Annotated in this window: 17 protein-coding genes; 11 read left to right on the forward strand and 6 right to left on the reverse strand. The window is 36.9% G+C overall.

Annotated features, from left to right (window positions below; all coding sequences use genetic code 11):
• Window positions 1–217: 217 nt before the first annotated feature.
• From A8L32_RS13850 to A8L32_RS13895, 11 genes are all read left to right on the forward strand, one after another.
• Window positions 218–1,174 (forward strand): SGNH/GDSL hydrolase family protein, encoded by a 957-nt coding sequence (locus tag A8L32_RS13850; RefSeq protein WP_066631352.1) that lies wholly within the window; start codon window positions 218–220, stop codon window positions 1,172–1,174.
• 67 nt (window positions 1,175–1,241) lie between these two features.
• The gene (locus A8L32_RS13855) at window positions 1,242–2,666 is read left to right on the forward strand and encodes a sulfatase (protein ID WP_066631354.1); all 1,425 of its coding nucleotides are present in this window, start codon (window positions 1,242–1,244) and stop codon (window positions 2,664–2,666) included.
• Window positions 2,667–3,079: 413 nt separating this feature from the next.
• Window positions 3,080–5,482 carry a TonB-dependent receptor gene (locus A8L32_RS13860; protein WP_083631339.1) on the forward strand — a complete coding sequence of 801 codons (2,403 nt, stop codon included), beginning with the start codon at window positions 3,080–3,082 and terminating at the stop codon, window positions 5,480–5,482.
• A gap of 15 nt (window positions 5,483–5,497) precedes the next feature.
• The gene (locus tag A8L32_RS13865) at window positions 5,498–6,820 is read left to right on the forward strand and encodes a hypothetical protein (RefSeq protein WP_066631356.1); all 1,323 of its coding nucleotides are present in this window, start codon (window positions 5,498–5,500) and stop codon (window positions 6,818–6,820) included.
• Between the two features lie 100 nt (window positions 6,821–6,920).
• Complete coding sequence (locus A8L32_RS13870; RefSeq protein WP_066631357.1) at window positions 6,921–7,532, forward strand: hypothetical protein; 612 nt, start codon at window positions 6,921–6,923, stop codon at window positions 7,530–7,532.
• Between the two features lie 163 nt (window positions 7,533–7,695).
• On the forward strand, window positions 7,696–10,443 hold the full coding sequence (locus A8L32_RS13875) for a sulfite reductase flavoprotein subunit alpha (protein WP_071797475.1): 2,748 nt from the start codon (window positions 7,696–7,698) through the stop codon (window positions 10,441–10,443).
• Window positions 10,444–10,606: 163 nt separating this feature from the next.
• Window positions 10,607–11,482, forward strand: a complete 876-nt coding sequence (locus A8L32_RS13880) for a DMT family transporter (protein WP_066631360.1) — start codon at window positions 10,607–10,609, stop codon at window positions 11,480–11,482.
• Between the two features lie 151 nt (window positions 11,483–11,633).
• The gene (locus A8L32_RS13885) at window positions 11,634–11,960 is read left to right on the forward strand and encodes a hypothetical protein (RefSeq protein ID WP_143525105.1); all 327 of its coding nucleotides are present in this window, start codon (window positions 11,634–11,636) and stop codon (window positions 11,958–11,960) included.
• Window positions 11,961–12,014: 54 nt separating this feature from the next.
• The gene (locus tag A8L32_RS13890) at window positions 12,015–12,602 is read left to right on the forward strand and encodes a hypothetical protein (RefSeq protein WP_066631364.1); all 588 of its coding nucleotides are present in this window, start codon (window positions 12,015–12,017) and stop codon (window positions 12,600–12,602) included.
• A 476-nt stretch (window positions 12,603–13,078) separates the two neighbouring features.
• Window positions 13,079–13,210 (forward strand): hypothetical protein, encoded by a 132-nt coding sequence (locus A8L32_RS23785; protein ID WP_262495119.1) that lies wholly within the window; start codon window positions 13,079–13,081, stop codon window positions 13,208–13,210.
• 3 nt (window positions 13,211–13,213) lie between these two features.
• Window positions 13,214–14,584 (forward strand): T9SS type A sorting domain-containing protein, encoded by a 1,371-nt coding sequence (locus A8L32_RS13895; RefSeq protein ID WP_066631369.1) that lies wholly within the window; start codon window positions 13,214–13,216, stop codon window positions 14,582–14,584.
• Between the two features lie 198 nt (window positions 14,585–14,782).
• Here A8L32_RS13895 and A8L32_RS13900 read toward each other — a convergent pair whose 3' ends face one another.
• From A8L32_RS13900 to A8L32_RS13925, 6 genes are all read right to left on the reverse strand, one after another.
• A complete protein-coding gene (locus A8L32_RS13900) occupies window positions 14,783–17,047 on the reverse strand; it encodes a family 43 glycosylhydrolase (protein ID WP_066631371.1) in 2,265 nt (754 codons plus the stop codon).
• Window positions 17,048–17,121: 74 nt separating this feature from the next.
• On the reverse strand, window positions 17,122–18,909 hold the full coding sequence (locus tag A8L32_RS13905) for an arylsulfatase (protein ID WP_066631373.1): 1,788 nt from the start codon (window positions 18,907–18,909) through the stop codon (window positions 17,122–17,124).
• Between the two features lie 225 nt (window positions 18,910–19,134).
• Complete coding sequence (locus A8L32_RS13910) at window positions 19,135–20,967, reverse strand: sulfatase-like hydrolase/transferase (protein WP_066631571.1); 1,833 nt, start codon at window positions 20,965–20,967, stop codon at window positions 19,135–19,137.
• 7 nt (window positions 20,968–20,974) lie between these two features.
• Window positions 20,975–22,438: a sulfatase-like hydrolase/transferase gene (locus A8L32_RS13915; protein ID WP_066631376.1), complete on the reverse strand. Its 1,464-nt coding sequence runs from the start codon at window positions 22,436–22,438 to the stop codon at window positions 20,975–20,977.
• A 342-nt stretch (window positions 22,439–22,780) separates the two neighbouring features.
• Window positions 22,781–23,986, reverse strand: a complete 1,206-nt coding sequence (locus A8L32_RS13920; protein ID WP_066631378.1) for a TolB-like translocation protein — start codon at window positions 23,984–23,986, stop codon at window positions 22,781–22,783.
• 319 nt (window positions 23,987–24,305) lie between these two features.
• Window positions 24,306–24,962: a family 16 glycoside hydrolase gene (locus tag A8L32_RS13925; RefSeq protein WP_066631380.1), complete on the reverse strand. Its 657-nt coding sequence runs from the start codon at window positions 24,960–24,962 to the stop codon at window positions 24,306–24,308.
• Between the last annotated feature and the right edge of the window lie 9 nt (window positions 24,963–24,971).

The following is a 24,971-nucleotide window of genomic DNA, read 5'->3' on the forward strand; positions in this document are numbered from 1 at the left end:
AGTGTTTAAGAGTATTAAGGTTAAAGACACGAAAATACGAATGGGAAGAGTGTAAAGCATCTTTTAATACGTCTTATTTTCGTGTCTTACCTAGATATAAAAAATAATTTTGATGTTGAATAAGCTAACATACTTGCCTTACTATTTTTTATTAGACTATAATATTCAAAATCTTATTGTTAATATTACGGATTAAACCCTTGAAAAGTAAAATCTAATGAAATTATTGCCGCTTATTCTATTCGCTTTTATACTGGCTTCTTGTACTTCTACTAAAAAAGAGGTGGGACCTCTACACCATAAAAAAGTAATGATTCTTGGAAATAGTATTACTCAAAACGGTCAGTATGTTGGTTTTATAGAGTATTACTTACGAAAGAATTACCCTCACGAAAAACTTGATATTATCAGTATTGGCTTGTCTAGCGAAACGGTTAACGGGGCATCTGAAGACGACCATCCTTTTCCACGTCCTTGCATACATAGTCGTATTGATTCGGCTTTAGCCAAAATAAAGCCAGATGTGGTGATGGCTTGTTATGGAATGAACGACGGTTTGTTTTCTAATTGGGATGAAGGACGTTTTGATGCTTACAAAAAAGGCATTCAAGAATTAAAAATGAAAGTAGAGAATAGTGGAGCTAGTCTAATTTTATCTACGCCTACCATTTTCGATTCTGAAATAGTTAAGTATAAAACATCGAAAGACGGTGAGAGGCATTCTTATAAAGCTCCTTATTACAAATACAACGAAGTGTTGGGCAAATTTGCAGATTGGTTGTTGAGTCAGAAAAGCGAGCAGGTTCCGGTCATTGATTTGCACCACTATTTGAATCCTATACTGGCTAAAACAAAAGCTTTACGTGAGGATTCAACTTTTATTCCAGATGGTGTGCATCCCGATAAGGCAGGACATTTTTTAATGGCTAAAAAAATATTGATGGATTTGTACCCTGAAGTAGAAGTTGGAGAGCCTTACCCAACTATTCATCAGCTAAAAAAAGATTCCTTATATCTATATGTCTCAGAACGAAGAAAATTAAGGTCGAAAGGTTGGATGGAGTATGTTGGTTATACGAGAGGTAAAGTAGTTAAGCTAGATGATATTGAACCCACTCAATTAAGAGTAGAAGAGTTAGATATCAAAATTAAAGAATGGCTTAAAAACAACTAAAACAGACATAGTCTGAGTGTATGTTCTTGTTTAAATCAGAATATTAAGATTTTGAATTTTTTCTATTATGAAAGTATTATTCCCTTTTATAGCACTTGCTATTATCATTTTGTCTTCCTGTACTGCAAAATCAAAAAGTAAGCAGCAAAAGCCAAATGTTTTATTGTTATGCATTGATGATTTGCGTCCTGAACTGAAATCTTTTGGTAAGGACTATGTGCATTCTCCAAATATAGATGCTTTAGCAGAAAAAGGCAGGTCTTTTCAGCATCACTATGTAAATGCACCCAGTTGTGGCCCTTCAAGATATACCTTGCTGACTGGCACATACGGACCAGGAGGTAACAATGCCTTATTTTTACGAGCTAAGGATATTGCTCAGGGAAAAGAAGTGACACCTTCTATGCCAGAGTGGTTTAAGCAAAATGGTTATACCACAGTTTCTGTGGGTAAGGTTTCACACCACCCTGGAGGTAGAGGTGGAGTTGACTGGAATGATAGTACGCAAATTGAGATACCAAATGCTTGGGATAAGCATTTGATACCAGTGGCCGAATGGCAGCATCCACGAGGTGTTATGCATGGTTTGGCGCATGGAGAAATAAGGGTGAAAGCCAACGAAATGGATGTTTACCAAAGTACTGAAGGTGATGATAATATTTATCCGGATGGAGCTATAGCGCAAGAAGGAATCGAGCAATTAAAGAGTTTGACTGCTGGGGATAAACCTTTCTTTTTAGCCATAGGACTTATAAAACCGCACTTGCCATTTGGTGCTCCTGCAAAATATATGGAGTATTACAAAAATGCCAAACTTCCTGCCATTGAAAACCCGATAAAGCCTAAAGGAAAAACCACTTGGCATAAATCAGGCGAATTTATGAAGTATAATCGTTGGGGTAAGAACCCTAATGATGATGCAGAATTTGCCGATGAGCTTAGACGTCATTATGCAGCTTGCGTGAGTTATGCCGATATGCATGTGGGTTTAATTATGGATGAACTTAAAAAGACAGGGGCGGATAAAAATACCATTATTGTACTTTGGGGCGACCATGGCTGGCATTTGGGTGAGCACGCCATTTGGGGTAAGCATAGTTTGTTTGAAGAGTCCTTGCGTTCGCCATTGATTGTGTATACACCCAATGAAAAAATGCTTGGAGGAAAAACGGATGCAGTAGTTTCTACATTGGATATATTTCCAACGCTATGTGAGCTAACAGGAATTAATAAACCCGAATTTGTGGATGGTACTTCTTTAAAGCCATTCTTGTCCAATGCTAGTCAACAGGGACATTATGCCATTGCCTATAAAGGTAGTTTTACTACCATTCGAACAGCCACGCATCGACTAACCGTTCACAAAGATGGAGCTCTTGAGTTATACAATCACCAGTCAGTAGAAAAAGAAACTCAAAATATTGCCGAAGAAAATCCAGCGTTGGTAGCGGAGTTAAAATTATTATTAGCCAAAGAAGGGTTTACGAAGTAGTTTGTTCCCTGTTTATAAAAGGGGCACGGTACAGTTTATACGGTTTAAAAGGCTGCAAGTATTGGTGAAATTTATTGTCCAGGATCGAGTAGGGAAATTGTAAGCGTATTTATCTTGAGATACTTAGTTTTGTGGAGGTGTGCGATAGTAATACCTCAATAATGCGAAATAATAATGAATCATCAATTTTATAATTTTCGTATGCTTCTCCCTATATATAGTTATCAATAAAAATATTTAAAGACACTCTTAGTGAGCTTCTTACTGTGTCTTTTTATTAATTTCTTGCATTCGAATAACTCATTTAACCAACTTAATTACCTATAAGTAGGTATTGTCCTCGCTTTGTCTCTCATCTACATTTGTCCAATATTTATTTAGATTAATTCTAAGGAAGAGGGACGAACGAAAAGATGAAGAAACTATTTTGTTATCGCATTATGCTTGTTGTGGTTTGTGGCATAGTCAGTAATACTGCATGGGCTCAAAACAATTCTTGCACAATAAGAGGAACAATTAAAAACACTAAGGGACTTCCCGTTTCTTTTGCTACCGTAGCCATTAATAATTCTGAAGATGGTACTGTTACTGATATTGATGGCGCATTTTTACTCGTTACAAAGCATTCAGGAAAAGCCGATTTAACCATCCGAAGTATAGGTTACCTGCAAAAAACGGTTGATATAAACTTAGTTAATGGAAAAAGTTTAAATATTCGTCAAACGCTTGAAGAAAGCTCGCAAGATTTAGATGAAGTAGTAGTTAGTGCCAACAGTAAATCTACCCTGATTAAACAAAAAGGTTTTGCCGTAAATACTGTTGAAACTAAAGGAGCTTCGTTACAAAATGTGCAGTCCAATGAGCTGTTGGATCGAATGGCGGGTATTCAGGTAAAGCAAACGGGAGGACTTGGTTCGCGTATTTCATATAACCTGAACGGATTAACAGGTAATGCTATCCGTTTTTTTATCGATGGTATTCCAATGGATTATTATGGAGCGTCTTATTCCCTAAATAGCATTCCTCCTTCTTCCATCGAACGTATTGAGGTGTACAAAGGTGTGGTTCCCGTTAATTTGGGTAATGATGCACTTGGTGGAGCGGTTAATGTTGTTACGCATGGAGGGACTAAAAATGATATGGATTTTTCATACTCCCTAGGTTCGTTTAACACACATCAGGCTTCAGTAAATGGTTTATGGCGAGATGAAAAAACAGGTTTTACCCTCAAGGGAAATGCTTTTTACAATTATTCCGATAACAATTATAAAGTAAGAGATGTAGGTGCCTATGATGGCGACCCAGCGTTGGGAAGAATTAAATATATTGATGCGGAAAGATTTAATGACGCTTATGAATCATATGGAACCAAAGTAGATATTGGTTTTACAGAAAAAAGCTGGGCAGATATATTTTTGCTGAGTTTGGTTTATTCGGATATGGATAAGGAGATTCAAACAGGATCTACCATGGAAGTGGTTTATGGTGAGCGTAAGTACGAATCGTCAACATTGGCACCCAGTCTTAATTATATCAAATCCGACTTTTTAACAGAGGGCTTGGATGTGAATTTATTTGGTATGTATTCTCATTTAAATCGTCAGATTATTGATACTACCTCCAATGAGTACGATTGGACTGGCTTAATTAAAAGTGATATTATCGATTTTACCAATCCTGGCGAAGCTGGTGACCCTACTTTGAATGAAGATATAGAAACATCACTTATAAACCGCTTCAATGTTAGCTATCAGATAAATAGTAAGTTGCATGTAGGCGGCAATTACATCAGAACCGATTTTAATAGAACGAGTGATGATGTGCTTTTAACTCCCAAAGAAAGAGAACTTTTAGACGATAAAGGATATATTAAAAATGTGGCAGGATTAACGCTTGAAATGAATGAGCTTGTTCCGAATGTTAAGTCTTCTTTTTTTGTGAAGTATTATGCTCAAAATGTAAATGCCTTATTTCGAAACTCAAGCACTAGCTCTATTGAGCAAGAGCAGGTTACCAATAAATATCAGAACACAGGGTTTGGTTTTGCCAGTTCGTACAAGTTTGCCGAGAAACTTAGATTACAGATTTCGGCAGAGAATGGAGTAAGACTGCCAGAATCTCAAGAAATATTCGGGAACAATGCGGAGAATATTAGCACCAATTACAATCTAAAGCCAGAGCGCAGCATTAATGCTAATGTTGGTCTTAATTATTCCACTTCGCCATTTGTAAAGCATCACTTAGCTGTAAATACAAATTTCTTTTATCGTGATACAAAAGATATGATTCGTCAAGCTAATTCTGTGAGTGATGAAGATTATGCCTTTGAAAATTTAGAAGATGTATTGAGCACTGGTGTGGATGTAGATATGAATTATACCTACGATAAAAACCTCCATTTGCGAATGTCTGTTTCTGTGTTAAATGCCAGATTTAATACCCAGTTTGATGAAAATGGAGCAGAGTACGCCTATTACAGAGACCGATTAAGAAACGAGCCCTACTTTTACTTTAATTACGGGGTAAATTATCGCTTTAACGATTTATTATTTAACCAGTCGATAACACAATTATCCTACTCAGCCAAATACATACACGAGTACTATAGAAACTATGCCAGCTTCGGTTCGGCCAATAAGGATATTATACCTACGCAATTTTCGCATGATGTTGGCATAACAATAAGGTTTCCACAGAATCATTATTCCATTAGTCTGGATGCAAAAAATATTTTCAACCAAACCCTATACGACAATTTTGCCCTGCAAAAACCAGGTAGGGCTATCTATTTAAAAATCAATTATTCAATTCATTAATAATAAATAATAATCATGAATACAAAACTATTTAAGCCCTTTGTAGTAGCTGCCTTTTTAGGGAGTCTGTTTTTAAATATCGCATGTAGCGATGATAATGATGATACACCTTCAGGAGAGAATCCTGACCCAACAAAGATATATACTCTAGCCCAGGAAATTAACAATGGAGATAGAACAGCAACAGCCTATATTCAAGGATTTACCGATTTAACCACAGGAACGGATATAAATGTGGCAGCCAATGGATATGAAATTCAATCGACTGTTGCGGCACGTTTATTTTCGGTAAACGACGGACATATATTCAATATGGATTATGGTAGTGCTGATTTGGCTAAGTTTTCGGTGGGCGAAAATACCAACTTTAAAATGACGAATGAAGCAGCTGCCGAATATGCCATTGGTACAGTGCACCCTAGGTGGAAACCGGTGAACAACACAACCGCATTATTGCATAATGTATCTACCGAAACTATTACAGATGCAGCAGGTAATTATGTGGAGGAAAAAGCGACCGCTAGAATTATGTCGGTGGACCTAGAGGATCTTTCTTTTGGTGCTATTCAGGAATTTACTATTCCTAAAAGTCAAACAGACATAGATAATGATTTTTATACATTCAGAATTGATGCACCAGTAGTTGCAGGTAGTAAGGTATACTACGGTTTACAAAAGTTTGAGTATAACGAAGATGGTTTGCGAATTGGAGGAAACCATTTAAATATACAAACGCTAGTGGTAGATTATCCATCTTTAGAAAATCCGGTTCTTGTAGAATCAGGAGTAAGTGGTGTAGTAGGAGCAACCAATGGTTACAGAACACCTTCGATGCATATTAATGAGGATGGAGATGTGTATCAATTAACAGGTTCTGGTCCTTTGGTGCATGCAGTACAGGATAAGGATACTTATTTTTTAAAGCTGAGTAATGGAAGTTATGACGATAGTTATTCATTTAACCTGAGTCAAGCTTTGGGACAAAATATTGCATCAACAGGCTGGTTTTATGTAGCAGACGGCATAGGTTATGTAACGTATTACGATGTAGATGAATATATTTCAACTGATGGTGATTATCAGAATATTTACTGGGGAGTTGCTCGAGTTGATTTAGTTAATAAAACTGCCGTTGCCTTAAATGTTCCTGCCGACCTTTATTTATTAGAATATCAAAATGTTGTTATTGAAGATGGTAAAATGTTTATGGTTCTAGCTCCAGTTGGGGGAGATGGTAATGTATACATCTTTAATTCTTCTTCGGAAAGTGCCGATGGATTTGAAATAGGTGCATCGGTAAAAACAGGCGCAAGCTCATTTTATATTGGTGTGTATTAATAAAAGCTTAAATATTAATAATATAACTATTAAAAGATACCTCTGGAAGACAAACCAGAGGTATTTCATCATTTATACAAAATAGTAAAAACAAAATATCATGAAGAAGATAATAATAGCATCATTCCTTATAATTGGCATGTTAGGATGTAGCTCGGAGCAAAGGAAACGAAAAGGACCAGATTACGCTAAACTAAAACAAGAGCTTAACTTAAGTAAACAACAAGAAAGTCAGTTTGATAAAATAACAGCCTCACATCAAGCCAAGTTGGAAGAAGCGTTTGCAGCAGCACGTTCGGCGGGAACCATGAGCAAAGAAACTATGTTGCCAAAGATGAATCAGATTTATGCCGCTCAAGAAAAAAAAATGAGTCAGTTTTTAAATGCAGAACAGATTCTAGTTTATGCCGATTTTATGGAGAAAAACATACCTGGTAAAGCGGGGTATACTTCTAAAATTATGGCGCAATTAAAATCGGAACTTCAATTAACAGATAAAAAGTATGATATGGTGGTTGCCATTAATCAAGCTTTTGAAAAATCGTATAATGGAGCACACGATAAATACCATGGTGACCACGAGGCAGCAAAAGCATACTGGCAACAGTTTGATAAAAGCCGTAAGGAAGCCATCAAAACCATATTATCGGATGAAGAATACCAGCAATATTTAAATGTGGTAAAAGATGTAGTTTTTAGAAGCGAACATTAAAATAAGACATATCTAATCATCAACTTAATTGGCACCTCAATAAGTTACTCTGACATTATTTAAAGCTTTTGAGGGCTGATTAAATTCTTTGGATTCTACTTTAATAACTTCCTATAACAGTAGCTAATTATTAGTAATAATTCTTCAAATAAATCCTTTCTTAGTGTTTAAAAGAATAATAAGTAAACTGCATTTATATCTTGGTCTGTTTGCAGGTATCGTCATTTTTATGGTTTGCCTAACGGGCGCATTATATACCTTTCGTACACAAATTGAAAATGGCATCAATTACAATAAGGTATTTGTAAAAGCTCAGGAACAAGAGCGTTTACCTCTGAATGTTATAGCCGATAAATTAGAGCAACAAGGACTTGAAATGACCAGTCTTACCTATTATGATGCCAAAAACAGAAGTATAGAGCTTTATTATAAAGATATAGAGGGAACTAGTTCCGGTTTTTTATATATAAACCCATATACAGGAGAATCGTTAGGTGGAAGGAACACTGTATTAAGCGGCTTTTTTAATGTGGTATTATCCTTACATAAAAATTTGCTGCTAAGTAATATTGGGCGCACATTGGTAGGGTATTCCATTTTAATATTTGTATTTATGCTGCTTTCTGGCTTTATATTATGGTTGCCTCAAAGGTGGAAAGCCATAAAAAGAGCTTTATGGATTAAAAGAAAAGAAGGGACTTCTCGATTTATACTAGACTTACATAATGTATTGGGCTTTTATTCCATCCCTATTTTATTATTGATTTCAGTAATGGGTTTGTATGTGGCATTCCCGTGGGTAAAAAGTGCGCTTATTGTAAGTATGGGAGGAAGTCCTGTAATATCGCAGGGGTCATCAGATGATAATACAGAAGTCAATGATGAATTATCCGCTTCGTTTGCTGCCTCATTGGCCAAAATAATCGAGCAAAAGGAGGATGAGACAAAGGAGTTAAATCAGCATGTTTTATCTTTAGATAGCATAGTATTGGTTTGTAACGAGCTACTTCCTTACTCAGCTATCACTACCATAAACCTACCTGATTCAGAAAATAATTGGATAAAAGTAAGTAAGATTAACCGCGAAAATTTTTTAAGAGCTTTACTACCGGATGTGGTGGAATTAAACAAAAAAGGGGAGCTTAAACACCTGGAGTTATTTAAAGATAAAAGTCTTAGTGAGCAGTTTATTGCTTTGTCGCTGCCTTTGCATACAGGTGAAATTTTGGGATGGCCAAGTCTTATATTGTATTTTATAGCTTGTTTAATAGCCACTTCCTTGCCTGTAACCGGTACGTTGTTGTGGTATAGGCGACAAAAAGCCCAGACTAAGTTTAAATTGCCTAGGCAAGGTAAAGCAAACAGCAAAGGGCAAGCAGGTACTATTCAAAAGAATTGGTTGATTGTGTACGCTACCAAATCGGGTAATTCAAAGCTAGTAGCACAAAAGGCACAGCATTATCTACAAAAACATCATATTCAGGTTAGATGCGAGAATATGGCGCAGATGGATTTGAGTCAACTGACGGTGTTGAGTAAGTTAATGGTGGTGATGAGTACCGATGGGGAAGGTGTTCCTCCTTCTTCGGCGAATGCTTTTTTCAATTACTTGGATAAAGAAGCATCGCAGCTAGGGCATCTAGAGTATGCCATTTGTGCATTGGGCGATTCTTCTTACGAGCACTTTTGTGAGGCAGGTAAATTGTTAGAATCCAAGCTGACCCAACTTGAGGCTAAAGCCTTTGTTCCTTCGGTACATTGTGATGCTGATTTTGGAGAGTATGCTTCAGAATGGATCAAAACAGTTACACAGGCGCTTTTACCAAAGCATTCAGAAAATAGCCACTTAGCGGATATGCATATGGATATCGCGCAGGAGTACAGAGCAAGGGTTCATCGGGTAGAACGCTTGTCAAAGACATCGGATAAACCGTGTTATCATCTGGTTATAAAATCGGATGAGCCAATCAATGAAATTAAGCCTGGCGACTCCATTGAAATTAAGCCTGAAAACCCTGATTGGATTGTACAAGACTTATATATGAAGTTGGGCGATGAGTTGCAACCCGACTTATATCCGTATTTAAAAAAAGAAGTAGAGTTGACTTCCTTAACCAGAAAAACGGCCTCACAATATCAGTTGCTTACTGCGGATAAAAAGTTAAAAGCCATGATGGATGATAAAATAAAAGCCAAGGAATATTTTTCAAAGGCTAATTTTATCGACCTGTTAAATGATTTTCCTACTGAGCTAGAAACATATCAGATAAAACAAGTATTACCACGCATTAAAAGTCGATTTTATTCTGTTGCTTCATGTACCGATGCGCATCCCAACGAAATTCATCTCACCGTTAAGGCCATTCGCTTTTTATTTAATAATAGTCAACACGAAGGTGCTGGTTCCATCCAGATAACCGAGAAATTAAAGGAAGGAAGCGCTTTGTCGTTCAAGCATTATTCAAACCTAGAATTCAGACTTCCTGAAAGTATAAAGCCTATTATTATGATTGGGGTGGGAACAGGAATAGCACCAATCATGGCTTTTTTGCAGAACTATAAACATCGTAATATTAAAAATAAATGCTGGTTGATTTGGGGTGATAAAAACAGCCAAAGCGATTATTTGTACGAAAAAGAGTTGGCTGCTTATAAACTGGATAATACCCTGAAAAACCTAGATGTTGTATTTTCTCGTGATGGAGATAAAAGGCTGCATGTACAAGATATATTGCCCAATTATAAGGGAGAAATAAGCAACTGGCTACAACAGGATGCGCACATTTACGTATGTGGTTCTATTGATATGGCTACAGAAGTAAAAAGCACCTTATCGGCCATGCTCAGTTCAAATGCCACCAGCATGGGTAAGCTGTTAAAAGAGCAGCGTTATCATGAGGATGCGTATTGATGGGGTTTAATGGCCAAAGGTCTTAATGCAATAGTCCAGTGCGAAGCACTGGGAAAAAATCAATAAAAACTAGGAGTCTGAAGGACTCAAAGTATAAATTCATACCCTTCACCACGCAAACCATATAAAATGCTATTTTTGATCCTGAAAAAATGGTGCTAGCATGACTAAAAATACGAATATAAAAAACCTGATTGAACTCAATATTGCAGTTCTTCTCATCAGTACTTCGGGTCCTTTGGGGCGTTATATTGATATGCCAGTAACCATTACCATTGGCATCAGAGCATTAATAGCGGGTATATTGCTTTTTTTATTTTGTAAGTGGAAAGGTTTTAATCTTCGTATAGAAAAGAAGGATAGAGGAATATTAGCTTTAAGCGGTCTGTTGATGGGGTTGCATTGGCTCACCTATTTTTATGCTTTGCGACTTTCAAACGTGGCTATCGGAATGCTTTCTATGTTTACCTTCCCCGTTATTACTTCCTTTCTGGAACCGCTGATTCTGAAAACTCGATTTCAGAAAATACAGATATTATTAGGTGCTTTGGTACTGTTGGGCGTGTACTTTTTAGTGCCCGAATTCGATTTTGAAAATGACTATTTTAAGGCCATTGGCATGGGGGTATTATCGGCACTGCTGTATTCATTGCGTAATATCATCACCAAAAATAAAGTGAGTAATTATAACGGCTCCATTGTTATGATGTACCAGTTAGCCGTAATTGCCATTTGTCTTTTGCCCTTTTATGCTGTGTTCGATATCCAAATTATCGCAGGCCAGTTAGCGCCTTTAATTGCGTTGGCTTTGGTAACTACCGCTATTGGGCATACCTTGTTTTTATATACTTTCAATAACTTCTCGGTGGCATCGGCCAGTATTATGAGCAGTTCTCAGCCTATCTACGGAATTCTGGTGGGTATTTTCTTTTTAAATGAATATCCTGATATGAGTTCTATAATTGGAGGTTCGCTTATTCTTACTTCGGTTTTATTAGAAAGCTTAAGAGCTTATAAGAAAGGGGCGAAAAAGGTATAAAAATTAAAGGGACAGAGGAATGTTTCGCATAGGGCGGAGAGCTTTTTTATTGTTTTCTCTCTATTGGCATCGTTATATTTCTGGTCTAATTACTTAACCCCTGCCATATTAAAGATGTATGAAGCATTCTACAATACCTAAAACTAATGTAATGAGAAAAACAATATTAACAGGCCTAATCCTCTTTACTGTAATTTTTAATTCATCGACTCAGCAATTCTACGAGGGAGAAAGTTACAAAAGGCAGCATGAAGTTTCTGATGCTAAGGTTGTATGTGGAATTATTGATACACAACATGATGTGGGTGGGTGGCCTCAACTAAAAAGTATGCCTGCTCCAAAAGATACAGACCATGACGGCATGCCTGACAAATGGGAGGATAAAAATAACATGGATAAGTTAAATCCTGATGATAGAAATAAAGTTTCATCGGATGGATATACCATGTTGGAAGTATATTTAAATAGTATTAGATAATAGCACGGCAGCATATCCAATTTATCGTCACATATAAACTTGAAAAAAAGGAAAATGAATAATATAACATTTGTAATACTAATGATTGGGCTGTCTTTTAGCTATGCTGTAAATGGACAATCGAATAATAAATATGAGAAAATTTGGAGTTCAACAGACAGGTTAACAGAATCAGATTTTCAACTTGATATTGAGTCTTCAGATTCAAATCCCTGTTTCGCTCAGTTTTCTATGAATTACTCTGTAACGGGTTTAGATTTTATGACTAAAAACTTCAATAAGAAAGTTGAAAACATAATGTATATGAATGCTTCCTGGTTAAACAAAAATGCGACTGACAAGCAAAATTTCATTCGGTTTCAACAAATATTATTCGACCTCTCAGAAGTATATGCGAGAAAATTCAGGAAACAATTACTCGTTAATAGAAAGAAAATTACGCAAGGAATTCAAATTGTTGAAGAAATAAATAGTCAAATAACAAAAGAACTTACCGAAGAACGAGCCCAGTTTCAGAATGAAAGTAATGGGGGCAGAAAGATTGAAGTTTATGACCAATGGGAAAAGAAAATTGAAAGTGAACTTAATGCTTTAATGGAGTTTAGACATGAAAATAGTAAAAAGATTAAAATTGAAAAATAGAATAGCCTACATATAATAAATTACCTAGAACCTTTTAAAGTCAATAACTCACAACAAAGCCGTTGAATTGGTAGCGCATCACTTATAGTGGAATTTTGGTTTCAAATTACATTTAATATGAAGAAGGAAATTCCTGGACGAAATGATTCAGGCCTTTACGAGAATTATGAAAATTGAGTGGCGCGTTTACAAAATACTGCAAGTGATATAATCAGAATTAAGGTGCGTAAAAAAAAATACCTGAAAGACTTATAGAGGGTGTTTGATAACTATATTTTTTCCCCTGCTTCTTTTATCAAAACACCCCCTAATATTGCACCTCTCTCCAATTATTTTTGTTTTCAAGAATTATAATAAGGGCTGTTCATCATGTTGTATTAAAATTCATTATTTCAAAATTACATCTCTTATAGTATAAGTATAAAACCTGCATGGATTAATTTCTGTGAGATACCGTGTAACAAATAATTATATCAATGAGAGCTACTTTCTATAACGGAAATAAAACATTTTCTGCAGAGCCAGCAGAAAAGCAGGATCCTAAATCAGATGAGGTAAGAATTAAAGTTGCCTATTGTGGTGTAGTTTGTAAAAACCTTAAATTTTAAAAAATGAAATACAAAATATTTACAATAGCTACATTGTTATTTGTTACAACAGTTGTGCTCTCTCAAACAAAAAGCGCAGCTACATTAAGGTTAGAAGCGCATCAATCAAGCGGTAATTGTGATGTTGATATTCCAACAGATAATCCAGATTGGAATTTAGAATTTGAGGTAAGAGATTTAACCGGTGATTTAGCTCCGAATGATTATTATACAAGACGTGATCCAAGTTCAGTATTAAAAGTAAATGGTAAATACTATGTCTGGTATTCTTATAGTTTAACTAACGGAGTCGGTAAGGTATCGGCATGGGATTTAAACGACTTGTATTTTGCTACCTCAACAGATGGTTATCATTGGACGGAACAAGGTGTAGCGGTTGCACGCGGACCAGAAGGTTCATACGACCACAGGTCAGCTTTTACTACTGAAGTTTTTTACCACGATAATATATTTTATCTAGTTTATCAAGCTTCAGATACTGAAGAAAACCTAAATAGCAATAATACCGTTGCTATGGCTTATTCAAGCTCAGCAGATGGACCTTGGACTAAACTGGAGGACCCTATCCTTTCTCCATCATCTGAACAATCAGTAGCATTTGATAAAAATACGGTACACGACCCATGTATTATTTATTTTAAAGGTAAATTTTATATGTATTACAAAGGTGAAGGTAATGAATCAGCCGTTTGTAGTTACGATACTCAAATTTGGGGAACGAGTAATAAACAAGTTAAATGGGGTGTTGCTATTGCGGATAATGTTACCGGACCGTATGTTAAGTCAGCCTATAACCCTATTACAAATACTGGACATGAAGTTTGTGTTTGGCATTCTGGAGAAGGCTTGGGTATTATGTTACACCAAGATGGACCTGAATACGGTACAACACAATATTCTTCGGATGGTATAAATTTTGAAATCATGGGTAAAGTTGATTTTCCTTTAAAAAATCCGCGTAACTCTACCTATCCTGAAGCTGCAGGTTTGTATAGATCAGAAACATCTAATAATTCTCCAGTGTCTGGAGTTTCTTGGGGTGTGAGTCATGTTTTAAACTGGGGAGGTACATATGGATCGTGGATGTACATACGACGTTTTGACCTTAAAAATCCTCCTGCTAGTATAGAAGATATTAAAAAGATATACGGCGTAAATATTTATCCAAATCCAGCAACTGACACTATTAATATAGGTAATTTTAACGGTGGAACAGTGGTGTTATATAGTATTAATGGCGCGATATTAAAAGAACTTGATGCTTCTCAAATAAAAGATGGTATTGATGTGAGTGCTTTTACTTCAGGAATTTATTATTTGTTATTTAAAACAGAGAAGGGAAATTATGGAACAAAAGTGATTATAAAATCATAGATGTTTTTTTTATACAAAAAGGGTTCAAATATCCATGGGTATAAAGGTACAATGGTAATGAGCTGCACAAAGGGTCTAGAGGTTTTAGGATTATAAAGGCCAAAGGTCAAATAAAAATAGAGACAGGATTTAAAATAAAACCTGTCTCTTACTTATCAATTAATCTTATGTTCAGTTTCAACTGTTATAACTGAGCCTTTACTCCACTATTACTTCATCTATTTCCCAGGTGCCGTTATAGGTATTTACGGCTGGTTGAATTGCTATTTGCATTAGCTTTTCGTTCACCTGCTTAAACTTGGATAAAGAGATGGTGTAGGTTTGATATTCCGTATCGTTGGAAGAAATAGGAACACTAATCCATTCTTGGGTGCTCCAATCAACAGGATCTGTGGCATTTCTCCAAAAATCGCCATCCATATTTCTGGAGTAAACCGCCAATTTTAAATGATTTGCATAACTGTTATTACGTATTTTAATGGTTATTTTCGACAGACCTTCGGTATTGGTAAACAACCAAGGAGCACTCTGAATAAGCGCTTTGGGTTCTGTAATTTTACCTGCTAAAACACCATTGTTCATATATACATTGGATCCTCTTAGCGCTTTCCAGCCCATGGTGCTATTGTCAAATTTAAACGGACGGCCAGGTCCTGGATACCAACTATCGCTTTTAGGAATACGGATAGTTCCATCTGGGTTAAAGAATACCGGCTTTAAGCTGGCTCCTCTAAAGAACGCACATATATCGTGGTTTTCCTGCAATACATACTTTTGTCCGTGCCAATCGAAAAAGCTGGTATGTCCACCGCTTAAAAAAGCTCCCTTAAAGGTATAAGGGCCATATAAATCATCCGACATAGCATAACGAGCACCAAATACCAAGTAGTACTTTTCCTTCCGCTTAAATAAAGTAGGTTTATCTTCCGATCTAAACTCCTTGCCGTCTTCGTATTGAATAGGAACTAGTTTAGGTTCCGATTCTAAACTCTTCATATCTTCGGCTAAAGTGCTCATATAATATTTACCCACACCAAAAATAATATGGTATTGACCATCTTCAGCCTCAAAAATTTCAGGATCGTATGGATGTTCAGGAACAATATCTTTAGGTAGTAAAGGTTTGCCAAGTAAATCTTTATACTCTCCATTAATCCTATCCGCGATTGCTACACCTGTATTAATATTTCTGTTGGAGAAAAACCAATAGTATTTTCCATTTCGCTTGGTAATATCGCCAGCCCAGCAGTTGGGTTTATCCCCAATATACAGGTCTTTAGGATGAATACTGTTGTGGTATTTAAAGGTGCGTAAATCGGATGACGACCATATTTCCCATCTATCCATAGGGAAAGATCCTTGCGGTTCCCAACTTTTATCGTGACCACAAATAAACCATAAGGTATCATTTTCGACCCAGGCATGCGGATCGGCCATACCATGTTCAGGCACCATAATATCTACCTTGATGGCGCTTGGGTCGTATCCTGCAGCAGCATTAGATCGGCGTAATAATTCGTTGCGCATTTCTTTGGCATGAAGCGCAAAAGCTGCTTCGTTACGCTGTTCAACTTCGGGGTAGTTTAGTCCGTTGTCGGCCATGTCGTTTAATGAAACGCCGTAGTTACCCAATAGTGCCCAATAGGTTGCACAGTCTGAATCGTCAACACGGTTTTTATTGAATTTACCATTGCGGAATATGGTTCCCAGCTGGCTCTCGGTAAACAGATCGTAATAAGCTTTTCCTTTTTGTGCCTGCTCCACAATACCATACTGGCCAATGCCTCCGCATTCGTAAAACTTAAAGCGACCATTTAAAGCCATTTTTTTAATGTAATCGCAGGCAATAGGATCGCCAAAACAGTTGTGCGTATGTTCTGGATTTTTAATGGTTCCCACATGAAAGTTAGAACTCGTCCAATGGCTGATAAAACGAATTTTATTCAAAATATCAGTCCTGTTATGTGCTACACAATAGCTGACTAAAATAGCCTGTTCCGTTAGTGGCCCAAAACATAATACGTTGATGATTTCGTTGCTTTTATCCAGCTCTTTATATAAAGCTAAAATGCTTGGGTAGTTCTTTAAATCGTAGGATTTATCCCATCTAAAATTTTCGCCCTGGCCTTTTACCGATGATTCCATAAAACGAATTTCTTTTTGGTATCCACCGATGTATTTATTTAAGTTGGGCAAATCGGCAGCGTATGCCTTGCCGTAAGTTTCCTGTGCCCATTTACCTTGGTCGGGCGTATCCTTATTCCAATGATGCGATGTGCTCGCCATTACAATAGCGCGGGTATCAAAATTATTAGACATCAGCAGGTAACTGGCAATGGCAGAAATATCATCAGGATCGTTGATGTTTTCACCACCATCACTAATAACCCAAACTACAGGTTTTTGAGCACTTAGAGGCAAGAGTATGGTGAATAGGATTAACGTTAGAATTTTTTTCATCATGTTTTATATTCGTATTAGGATTATTTATCTAATATTTATGTTTCTCGGTTTCTATCAAATGTGTAAACTCATCACTATTCACCATTGTAAGTGATATAGGTATAATACACACCGTATTGCTTTTTACCTTCAATAAAATCGTTTACTAATAGTGTTTTACCTTTTTCCAGAAAGACATTAAAAGTTACTTCTACATCTTCTTCTTTGATGTCTTTTTCAAGGATTTGATTGGCAATTTTAATACGCACCTTTTGGGGTTGAATCGTTTTATACGTAAACCAATCTTTAGGATTCTGTGCTGGTACACCCCATATTTTACCAGGGCATTCTATCGGCCATCTTCTGCATGAAATGGTATATTGTCCGGCTCTATCCACTTTAAGTGCGTGGGTGTTATTTACATTTTTCATTCCTGCTGCAACCTGCTCGCTTTTCCAAATGCCGCGCCCTTCGCCAATGGCATGCTGAATAGTGAGGTTAATCGGGTTTTGTTTAGGGTTACCAATAATGTTTAAGGGTAACTCATTGTATTCCGGATTGGCCTTGCTTACTTTTAAAAAATCATCGTTGTCTTGTAATAATTCTTGAACTTGAGTGGGGTGTTGACTAGCCAGGTTATTCAACTGCATTCTATCCGTTTCAATATTATAATATTCGTTGCCGTTTACTAATCGCCATTTGTTGTTAACAATACAGGTTTGATTAACATCCATCGGAGGGCGCCAATCTTGTCTGCTATGTACATAAATGTTACGCTTGGGTAATTTTTCTGTTTTCTTTAACAGGAGAGGAGAAAAATCAAGACCGTCTAGCTTCATGCTTTCCGGAATATTCAGTTGGCACAAACTGGCCAGGGTAGGAATTAAATCTACATGTGCAGTAGCTTCAGCTATATCACGGCCTCCTTTTACTTTGCCATCTTTCCAACGAATAAAGAAAGGAACGCGGTGGCCACCTTCTGTGCGATAACCTTTACTACCACGCAGTCCCATATTATAACCAACTTTTCCGTCTTTACTCACTCCATAGGAGCTTCCATTATCGGTCATGTAAATTAAAATAGTGTTGTCGGCAATTTTATTCTTTTTTAAAAAGGCCTCTAGTTTGCCAAAATTTTCATCAATATTGGTAATCATACCATAAAACTCGGCACTCACTATTTTGTCTCCCACTAAATGTTTGTATGGCTTGGCATATTTTTCATCTACATATAACGGACCGTGTGGTGCATTGGTAGGTAAGTAAATAAAAAATGGTTTAGCTTCATCTTTTGCATCCGAAATGTAGTTCATCGCTTCCTGAAACCAAATATCGGTGCAGTATCCTTTAAACTGAGTGGGCTTATTGTTTACCAAATAAACATCATCAAAATAATTGTTTCCCCAATAATCGGATAGCTCGCCCACGCCACCAGCTAAATGTCGAACCACATGTTCAAAGCCACAATCATCGGGCCTTACGGGATAGTTATCGCCCAAATGCCATTTACCAAAAATAGCCGTTTTATAGCCGTTTTGTTTAAATACGTTGGCCATTGTTGGCGCATCTTCCGATAAGGCATCTCGTCCTTTGTAAGTAGCCCATGCACCATTGTTTATCGGATAACGGCCGGTCATAATAGCTCCTCTGGTAGGCGTACAAACCGGACTTACATGAAAGTCGGTCATTCTAACCGCATCTTTATAAAACTTATCAATGTTAGGCGTTTTAATCCAAGGATTTCCATGACAAGCTAATTCTCCAATTCCCTGGTCGTCGGTAAGTATTAGAATAACATTGGGTGCTTTTTCATTTTTTGAGGGTCTATTGGAATAGGCATTTATAGAAACGATAGCCAATAGAAGTAAGATTTTTATTTTCATGATTTAATATTTAATACAAGCTAATTCTAATTTTCAAAAGTAGGCGTGTATATCTCCAAGTTCGATATTTTTCACTATACAAAAAATCTACAAAGGTTATTTTTGTTATCGTTAAGCTTAAAAAATGCACAATTATTAATTAATATCTTATTAATTTGCCTATAAACAGAAAGCCCTGACTAATTAATCACTAGTCAGGGCCTTTTTAGAATTTTATTTAAAACATTATTTTTTCGGAATAATCTTCGTTGGTATTTTCAGTGTTTTGTCATCAGCACCAAGAGCAAATTCGCTTCGTGTCCATTCATTTTCTTTTTTCCAGTCACATTCCACTCTGCCATCGCCTAAAACAATATTACCTAATTTTTTTCTGAGGAACTCGGCCAAAGCTTTGTACTCTTTTTTATAAGCCACATTAGTCTGTTCGTTGGCATCTACTCTTAAATCATATAAGGCCATCTCAGCTTTTTCGGGTGTTGTTTCCATGGCCCATTTAATATCCTTACCCATGGTTTTTACCGATGGCTTAGCGTTACTTTCTCTAACTCTCATAGAAAAGGCAAAATCCTTAGAGCGTATATAAGCTCTGCCGCCATATACATGGTTCATTTCTCCAAGTACATAAGCTCTAGGTTTTTGTTTTCCACTGATGATATCAGCTAAGTTAAAGCCATCTAAATACGCATAGGCCTGATTGGAGATATCCATATTAGCAGCTGCAAAAAAGGTAGGTGCAAAGTCAACAAACTCTACATAATCATCCACTACTTTTCCTTCAGGAAACTTCTTTTTATCCGAAGAAACAGCAATGACGGTAGTGTGATTTGATTTATCGTAAGGGCCAAACTTAGCACTGATACCATTTTCGCCCAAGTGCCAACCATGATCGCCACAAGCCAATATAATCAAGTATTCTTGCTGATTGCTTTGGCAGTAGTTTTTAAAGGCCTTAATACTTTCTCCAATTAATGAATCGCCAAAGGCACAAAATGCATAATAATCGCGGATGAGCTGTTGTTTCTCATCGTAATTCATAGCATCTACTTTCATTTTACTATATAAGCTTTGTAGTTGCTTGGGTAATTTTTCCAATTCCGATTTATCAAATTCAGGAATGTTATACACCTTGCCCTTAAACCTATCTCTGAATGATTTAGGCGGTAAAACCGGCGAATGGGGGAAGTGATGGCCCAAATGAATAAACTGCGGTTCTGATGTTTTGGGTCCTTCTAATTTTCTTCCATCAACTGAAGTATAGGATTTATTGGCGTTACTTAAATAGTTTTGAAAGGATTGACAAATTCGAGCATCAATAGTTTTAGAAGCAGACTGTGGACTTTCGCCACCTAAAATCATATTGGTTTGCGAACGTGTGTACGCTCGTAATATATCTTGTTCTTGGTCAAACTTCTTTTTAACAACTTTATCTTCCTCAGTCAAATCGGCTCCTTTTCTATCGGTATAATAACTAAGTTTTGATCCATCTGGATAATGCCAAACTTCTTGTTTTCCAGGGCCTAATTTTTTATTGTAAATGGTATTCGGGTAGTAATCGGTAAAACCATTTTTTTGTAGGTTGTTTTTAGTGTCTACCACCACATTGTACAAGTTAGGATCGTTCCAGGTTAAGCCAGGGCCCCACTCAAAAACACGAACCCCTATTTTTCCCATACGGGCTGTATTGTAACCTTGCTCGCGCAATACTTCAGGAACCAAGGGGTTGTAATGAGTCGCTACATTATGCGTTTGCTCAAAACCATATATACCCGAATGATGAGGGTATTTACCCGTGTGCATAGATGCCCTGGAAGGAGCACAAGCTGGGGAATTGCAATAGGCATTAGAGAATAAAACACCTTCTTTGGCAAAGGCATCAATATTTGGAGATAGTACATAGCCTAAAGTGCTTTCTTTAGAGCCTGTAGTAGCTTCGTTAAAACAAGCCAAGGCATCAGCTCTTTGGTCGTCGGTAATAATCCAAAGGATGTTGGGTTTGTTTTGGGCATTTAATTGGGTGGCTAGCACCAAACTTAAAAATAGAAATATTCTTTTTATCATGATCGTATTATTTAGCTTCAATAATGGGTAAATCAATTACATCGGGAGATTTAATATCAATAGGACGAATAAATGGGTTACGGCATGCTGGCATTTCATTTCTAAAATGAATATAGGCTTCAAATATTTCCTGCATCACTTCAGGGTTTTGTTTCATCACATTTTTACTTTCAGAGATATCGTTTTCCAAATCAAATAAATAATGCCTGTTGTCTTCTACCAAAAATTTCCATTTTCCCATACGGGCTGCACCCATACGGTTAGCATACCAAAATAAGGCTTTGTGCGGATCCTCTGAATAATTTCCGCGTAACCACGGCAACAGATTAACACCATCTAAATGTGTGTTGGCAGGTGTTTTAACATCGGCAGCAGCACATAAAGTCGGGTATAAATCTAAAGTGCTTACAGCCTGATTGATTTCTTTACCTTTTGCTAATTGCGATGGCCAACTGATAATGTAAGGAATACGGATGCCTCCTTCTCGCAAGGTTCCTTTGTATCCTGATAAAGGTGCACACTGGCCTAGTAGGTGGTAAGGTGTATCTTTGGGCCACCATTCTGGAATTCGAAGATGAGCCGAGTTAGCAGGACCGTTATCGCTTACAAATACAATAATCGTATTTTCTCGAAGGTTCTCTTTTTCTAATACTTCAATTATCTTACCTACATTTTCATCAATAGAAATGGCCATGGCAGCGTATAATTTCATCACTTCTGATTGAATATGGCTTACCTTGGGGAGATGTTCTTTTTTAGCGTGAAGAGGTGTATGAACGGCGTTAAAAGCCAAGTAAAGAAAGAACGGCTTATCTTTATTTTTTTGAATAAACTCAACACTTTGTCGTCCACAGCGGTCGGTTAAATACTCATCACCCTCGCGTTCTGGTCCCCACATCATCATCTGAAAACCGCCTTTTGGTTTAGGTACACCATCTACGCCTAAATATCGGCCGTCTGCTTCTGGAAAATAATTAGAACCCGCAGAGGTTAATGAAAATTCATGGTCGAAGCTGGTTTCAGGATATCCTTCCAGGTTGTATTTTCCTGCAATAGCGGTTACATAACCAGCATCCGAAAAGGCCAGGTTTATATGCTTATGGTCTATAGGCACTACACGTTCGTTTTGTCGATGTTTTATTTTCCAAGTATCATGATTCCACTGAATACCAAAACGCTGTTGGTAACTTCCCGTGAGCAGGCCATGGCGACTAGGAGAACAAACAGGAGCAGAAACGTAAGCATCCGTAAAACGAACGCCTTCTTCTGCCAATAAATCAATATTAGGTGTTGTAAATAATTTGCCACCATAACAAGAAGGGTCGGCATAACCCAAGTCATCGGCATTGATTAAAATTATATTGGGACGTTTACTGGGGGCTTCATTCTTTTTGGCTTCGAGTAAGGGAAACTGGGTAAGGAGCAATAGCGCTATAATAAAACCAGATAAGTAGTTGTTTCTATTTTTCATATTTATGCATGATTATAAATTCCGTAGAACTGTTTCAACGAATATAAAAGTATTGAAAATGGCTGGTTTTAATCGGGGGTAAAAACGTAGGAAAGCGGTCTAGTTTTGAAAATGTATTATGGGGGAATAATGATTATTTGCAAAATACTATGAGGTACATTTGCAATTGGATAATGATAGGGGTTGGCTTGTAAGTTGCAGTTATATTGGAGAATATGGCTCGTTGAATGAAGAGAGATGCTGAGGCGAAAAATAGAAATGTATTTAGAGAGATTTCGTATACTATAACCTGTAGCTTGGACTAAAGGTTAAAGTATACGAATAAAATATTTGGTAAATTATTTATTTTAAGAGAACTTGGATAGTTGATTCTCGGGTTATGTTTCCTGTGCTTGGATCCGATGCAATTAACTGACACAAATATTCAGCTTTTTCAAAACCTTGTCCTTCCCAAACAAAACTATTTTGGCCCATAGCTCTTTTCTCATCCAATACTGTAGCTAACTTATTTCCTGCGCGGTCCAAAATATCCAGTTTCACTTGGCAATCTGTTTCTAAATTGAAATAAATAGTGGTAGTGTTATCCTTTGCATCTTTGTATTTTTGGTAAAATTCCAGCTCATTAGGTAGGTGATTAAAGGCAACGAGTGGTTCTTTGGGTGTATTTTTCAGAATATTTTCTAGGCTAACCCAATATATGTCGTAGGAGCCTCGTCTGTTGCTTGCAAAAAATAAGTATTTACCATCGTGGGTAATCCAGGCACTACTTTCTGTGGCCGAACTATTCACCTCAGGGCCTAAGTTTTCGGGGTTAGACCATTCTCCGTCTCCCAATGAAAAAGTAATATACAAGTCTGTTTCAAAAAAGCCTCCAATACTTCCTGTGGCGGGTCTACGCGATTGAAAGATGAGGAATTTTTCATCAGGGCCAGGTGCCCAAACGCAATCTCCAACAACCGAATTTAAAAGGCCTAAGTTTTCTGCTTTTTGATATTTACCATTTACAGATGGAATACGCCAGCCATCGCAACCCCCAACGCCACCAGCTCGCCATGAGCATACAAACATACTTCCTAAACTAGAAGGGTGACAACTATATTCTGCGCTCGACGAACTAATCTCATCATTCATCTTTAAGGGTTCTGACCACGAATTATCCTCGTTGCGAGAAAACTCATAAACATGCATTCCACTGTCCTTGGCCATGGCTAAATACAGATGTTTGTTATCCGATGAAATACTTGGGCACATGGAGTAATTATTAGAAAAAGAAGCTTTTTGAGGGGTGGTCCAGATGGTATCATTTAAAACCGTTTCTAAAATGCTGCATGAGTTCCACTTTTTGGCATGTTGTGTAAAATAGCATGTTTTGCCATCTGGCGAAAAAGTAATCATCGATTCGTTTCTGTCCTCTAACGAAACTATTCCAGGAGCAAAAAGCTCAGCTTTAAAACCAGGAGGTGTTTGCCCTAAGTATTTATAATCTTTTTTTTGGGTGCATGAAACCGCACCAACTAGAATGATACAGCTTGTAATTAAAAATTTCATAGTAATATGGATTTATTAGTTATATGAATCAATTATTGGAATTTAATTGTTCTATTTTGTAAATGGTCGCACTTTGACCTCCTCGATTTACAATTCAGCGCTATATTAGTTATTGAACATTCATAGGGTTAAAATCCTATGTTGATATCACTTGACCTTATCGGTCAAAACTAATTTAGGCTCTGAAAGAGCAGCCGTTGAAAGCATAGACCTTTAGGGCTATGGAGAAGAGCAAAATGCATAAAAGGGCTGAAAGTCCGATTGGTATTATTATTTAAAATTGCTTTCAGCTGCCGGTTCATATTAGTTAATTGTTGTCTTACTTTTTTGCTGGTTTAATCTTCAAATTCTTAAAACTCCCCTTAGCGTAATTCCCTACCCAAAAACCTATCCATCCTTTTTGACGTGAGCTGATGTCATCTATTTTAAATGAAGTGACTATTTCCTTATCAACAGTTACTTCAACGATTGGGTATTGTATATTAAGCTTGACGTGAAACCAAGCGTTTGGATTTGGTGAAGGGTTGAGTGAACTTTCGTACTGGCCAGGATATTTGTTTCTAAGTTTATGCCAAGGGTAATCGGGGTGCGAGATAAACTGAATAGAATGACTGTTTCTATCGGTATTTTTAAAATTAAATGGGCGAAAATAAATAGCGTCATACTGTTCTTCGCTTGTTCCGTGAAAGGCAATGCCCACAAAACTTTTACCTTTTTCATCAGAACCTTTTATATCTAGCTCAATGGTCCCATTGCTAAATTCAATATCGTTGAGATAAAGCAATCCATCTCCTGCTTTTGAATCAAGGTGAATTCCTTCTTTATGTATTACTTCACGATTGAATAAAGTCCATTTTGTGGTGTCTGAAATATTTTTGGCGATAGAATAATCATCAGTACAGTCACTTTGAGCTTGACCATGAATACTTGTAATAAAGAGTAAGAGGCTAAAAATAATAAGGCTAGATGTTTTCATATTAATGAG

It is taken from the genome of Labilibacter marinus, assembly GCF_001659685.2.
Taxonomy (GTDB): domain Bacteria; phylum Bacteroidota; class Bacteroidia; order Bacteroidales; family Marinilabiliaceae; genus Saccharicrinis; species Saccharicrinis marinus.

Coding starts and splice junctions, on each gene's coding strand:
- A8L32_RS13850 (WP_066631352.1), top strand. CDS start 218: ATGAAATTATTGCCGCTTATTCTATTCGCTTTTATACTGGCTTCTTGT.
- A8L32_RS13855 (WP_066631354.1), top strand. CDS start 1,242: ATGAAAGTATTATTCCCTTTTATAGCACTTGCTATTATCATTTTGTCT.
- A8L32_RS13860 (WP_083631339.1), top strand. CDS start 3,080: ATGAAGAAACTATTTTGTTATCGCATTATGCTTGTTGTGGTTTGTGGC.
- A8L32_RS13865 (WP_066631356.1), top strand. CDS start 5,498: ATGAATACAAAACTATTTAAGCCCTTTGTAGTAGCTGCCTTTTTAGGG.
- A8L32_RS13870 (WP_066631357.1), top strand. CDS start 6,921: ATGAAGAAGATAATAATAGCATCATTCCTTATAATTGGCATGTTAGGA.
- A8L32_RS13880 (WP_066631360.1), top strand. CDS start 10,607: ATGACTAAAAATACGAATATAAAAAACCTGATTGAACTCAATATTGCA.
- A8L32_RS13885 (WP_143525105.1), top strand. CDS start 11,634: ATGAGAAAAACAATATTAACAGGCCTAATCCTCTTTACTGTAATTTTT.
- A8L32_RS13890 (WP_066631364.1), top strand. CDS start 12,015: ATGAATAATATAACATTTGTAATACTAATGATTGGGCTGTCTTTTAGC.
- A8L32_RS23785 (WP_262495119.1), top strand. CDS start 13,079: ATGAGAGCTACTTTCTATAACGGAAATAAAACATTTTCTGCAGAGCCA.
- A8L32_RS13895 (WP_066631369.1), top strand. CDS start 13,214: ATGAAATACAAAATATTTACAATAGCTACATTGTTATTTGTTACAACA.
- A8L32_RS13900 (WP_066631371.1), bottom strand. CDS start 17,047: ATGATGAAAAAAATTCTAACGTTAATCCTATTCACCATACTCTTGCCT.
- A8L32_RS13905 (WP_066631373.1), bottom strand. CDS start 18,909: ATGAAAATAAAAATCTTACTTCTATTGGCTATCGTTTCTATAAATGCC.
- A8L32_RS13910 (WP_066631571.1), bottom strand. CDS start 20,967: ATGATAAAAAGAATATTTCTATTTTTAAGTTTGGTGCTAGCCACCCAA.
- A8L32_RS13915 (WP_066631376.1), bottom strand. CDS start 22,438: ATGAAAAATAGAAACAACTACTTATCTGGTTTTATTATAGCGCTATTG.
- A8L32_RS13920 (WP_066631378.1), bottom strand. CDS start 23,986: ATGAAATTTTTAATTACAAGCTGTATCATTCTAGTTGGTGCGGTTTCA.
- A8L32_RS13925 (WP_066631380.1), bottom strand. CDS start 24,962: ATGAAAACATCTAGCCTTATTATTTTTAGCCTCTTACTCTTTATTACA.